The sequence below is a fragment of the Oscillibacter sp. KLE 1745 genome (genome assembly GCF_000469445.2).
GTDB lineage: Bacteria > Bacillota > Clostridia > Oscillospirales > Oscillospiraceae > Oscillibacter > Oscillibacter welbionis.
This window is the reverse complement of record NZ_KI271741.1, coordinates 2,023-5,307: the sequence shown is the minus strand read 5'-3', so window position 1 is coordinate 5,307 and position 3,285 is coordinate 2,023. Positions and strand designations below refer to the sequence as shown.

Below are 3,285 nucleotides of genomic sequence, written 5' to 3'. Positions count from 1 at the left end.
GGCGGTGAGTACGGCGCCAAGACCGGCCGGCCCCGCCGGGTGGGTCCCATCGACATCGTGGCCACCCGCTATGGCATCCAGTGCCAGGGAGCCACGGACATCGCCCTGACCAAGCTGGATGTGCTCAGCTACATGGATGAGATCCCCATCTGCGCCCGATATGAGCTGAACGGGCAGGAGACCGACGCGTTCCCCTTCCCCGCCGTGCTGCCGGACGCCAAGCCCGTCATGACCGCCATGCCCGGCTGGAAGTGCGACATCTCCGGCGTCCGGAAGTGGGAGAACCTGCCGGAGGCGGCCCGGAACTATGTGGAATACGTGGAGCGGGAGATCGGCTGCCATATCACCTATGTGTCTGTGGGACCGGAAAGAGATTCCATCATCATTCGGTGAGGAGGAAATCCGATGCTGTTTGCCGTATTCGGGTGGATCGCGTTGGCAGGTGCCCTCTGCTGGCCGTTTCTCCTTTACCGGATCATTTCAAAAGCATCGAAGGATCGTTCCGCGGGTGTCGAGTGCTTCCTGTTGGCCCTGTTCAGCCTGGATTTTTGTCTCTGGCTGCTCACAGTCTTTAACACGCTTCCCACTTCATAATGCTTCGCCTCCGGCGAAACAGACTGCACCCTCTGGAGGCACCCGTTGCGGTGCCTCCTAAACTTTGAAACAAAAGAAAGGTGGCCCACTTATGCCCAAAGATCGTTACAAATCCCCTCTGGCGTCCCGATACGCCTCTGATTTTATGCTGTGTCTGTTTTCTCCGGACACGCGTTTCCAGACCTGGCGGCGTCTGTGGGTGGCCCTGGCCCGGGCAGAGCACAATCTGGGCCTGCCCGTCACCGCGGAGCAGGTGGCGGAGCTGGAGGCCCACATCACCGACATCGACTATGAGACGGCTTCGGCGCGGGAGAAGGAGGTCCGTCACGACGTGATGGCCCACGTCTACACCTACGGCAAGGCGGCCCCCTCCGCCGCGGGGATCATCCACCTGGGGGCCACCAGCTGCTATGTCACCGACAACGCGGATCTCATCATCTACCGGGAGGGCCTGCGGTATCTCCGGGGAGAGCTGCTGGCTGTGGTGGCGAACCTCAGTAAATTTGCAGAGCAATACAAGGCCACCCCCACCCTGGGCTATACCCACTATCAGCCCGCCCAGCTGGTGACGGTGGGCAAGCGGGCCACCCTCTGGATGCAGGACCTGCTCTCCGACCTGGAGGAGCTGGACTTCGTCCTGGACCACATGAAGTTCCTGGGCTGCCGGGGCACCACCGGCACAGAGGCCAGCTTTATGGACCTGTTCGATGGAGACGGCGCCAAGATTGACGAGATGAACCGGCAGATCGCCGCAGAATTCGGCTTTGAGCAGTGTTATGCCGTCTGTGGCCAGACCTATCCCAGAAAGGCGGACAGCCGCATCCTGAACTGCCTCTCCGCCATTGCCCAGAGCTGCTACCGCATGGCCAACGACATCCGCCTTCTCCAGCACGACCGGCAGGTGGAGGAGCCCTTTGAGAAGAACCAGATCGGCTCCTCCGCCATGGCCTACAAGCGCAATCCCATGCGGTCCGAGCGGATCTGCTCTCTCAGCCGCTACCTGATGGCGGACGCTATGAACGCCCCCATGACCGCCTCCGTCCAGTGGCTGGAGCGGACCCTGGACGACTCCGCCAACCGCCGCATCTCCATGCCGGAGGGCTTCCTCTGCGCCGACGCCATCCTGCGTCTCAGTCAGAACGTCACCGACGGGCTCCACGTCAACGAGAAGATCGTGGACCGGACCTGCCGGGAGTACCTGCCCTTCATCGCTACGGAGAACCTGATGATGGAGGGCGTCAAGCGGGGCGGCGACCGGCAGGCGCTCCACGAGATCATCCGCACCTGCTCCATGGCCGCCACCGCCCGGATGAAGGAGGGGGAGCCCTGCGACCTGCTCTCCCGCCTGGCGGCGGAGCCTGCCTTCGGCATGACCGAGGCGGAGATGGAGGCCGTGCTGGACCCGAAGCTGTACATCGGCCGCTGTCCGGAGCAGGTGGACGCCTTCCTGGCCCAGGTGAGGCCCCTGCTCTCCGGCGCCAGCCGGGAAGTCCCGGAGATCAGTCTCTGACCGTTTCATACCGTCCGGGCGCCCTGCCCGTCGTGACTGCGGCGGGAGGGGCGCCGGAACGCTTTTCAGGCGGAACCCCTTCGGCTGTCCCGGAGCGGAGGAGCCGGGAAGGCTGCCGGAAATGGAATGCCGATTTTGTGGTTTTTGACGTTGACAGTGCGCTGCTGGCGGTGATACACTGCTACCATCGCTTTCGAGATCGAGGCCAAATCCAACCATCAGAAGGCATTGATGGAGAAAAGGATCGTGGAAATTCCGGTTCAGTGAGCGGGGGCAGTGGGAAGCCCGTACAAAGAGTCCGCGGGAAGAAGACTCTGCAGCTGCATTCCGAACGCGGATCTCCGCTAGTAAGTGCGACGAGTTGTGATCGTTATCTCACACGGGCTTGTTGGAGCTTTGAAAGGGATCCCATCATGGGAGCAAATTAGGTGGTACCGCGGATCGCAGCTATTCATCCTAAGATTTTAGGAGAAAGCTGCGTTCTTTGTTATACGCTCCATAGCAAAGAGTGCTCTGCGCCAGTACCCTGCCCTTTGGGCAGTCGGCGGCTGATGCGCAAATTCATCCGGGAGGCGCTTCTGCCCATGTGCGGGGCCATGGTTTTTTCAAAAGATCTGTACCAAGGAAGGGCTGCTGCCCCTCTTCGGCCGGACGTATTTTGACTTTGAGACGCTGCGGAGGAAGGGCGGCCGTCGTGCGCCCTTTACCAAGGTGAGCCTGCTGGACCGGGAGATCTTCGGGCAACACCATTCCGGCCGGAACTGGATGCTTCGGGACTTCCGGATGCCCAACCGGTCCTGGGGGATGCGACGCGGACGGCCTCTGTGCCCGGGGCCCCTCCGATGACGGCGAGAGCGGCAAATGAGGCGGAAAATCCGCATTTCCTGTTGAGTTTTCCATATCTGATGTGATACGATACATTTTATAAATACAGGAGGATGAAACGCATGAGTACCACCACGAAACTCTCCGATCTGTTCGGCAGCATGGTCTTCAATGAGGACACCATGAAGGAGCGCCTGTCCTCTGCGTCCTATGAGGCGTGGAAGAAGTGCGTTACAGATGGAACGTCTTTGGATATCTCCACCGCCAATGAGATCGCCCAGGCCATGAAGCAGTGGGCCGTGGAAAAGGGCGCCACCCACTACACCCACTGGTTCCAGCCCATGACCGGCGTCACG

General features: G+C 61.0%; 4 protein-coding genes. All 4 read left to right on the top strand.

Going from position 1 to position 3,285, the window contains the following annotated elements:
- Positions 1 to 393 (top strand): adenylosuccinate synthetase (locus HMPREF1546_RS11625; protein WP_021751971.1); only part of this gene is annotated, 393 nt, incomplete at its 5' end.
- 12 nt (positions 394 to 405) lie between these two features.
- Positions 406 to 594, top strand: a complete 189-nt coding sequence (locus HMPREF1546_RS11620) for a hypothetical protein (RefSeq protein WP_021750974.1) — start codon at positions 406 to 408, stop codon at positions 592 to 594.
- A gap of 91 nt (positions 595 to 685) precedes the next feature.
- The gene (purB, locus tag HMPREF1546_RS11615; protein ID WP_036631176.1) at positions 686 to 2,104 is read left to right on the top strand and encodes an adenylosuccinate lyase; all 1,419 of its coding nucleotides are present in this window, start codon (positions 686 to 688) and stop codon (positions 2,102 to 2,104) included.
- Positions 2,105 to 3,051: 947 nt separating this feature from the next.
- Positions 3,052 to 3,285, top strand: a 234-nt coding sequence (locus HMPREF1546_RS18400; RefSeq protein WP_036636885.1) for a glutamine synthetase III, incomplete at its 3' end; no start/stop codon positions are given.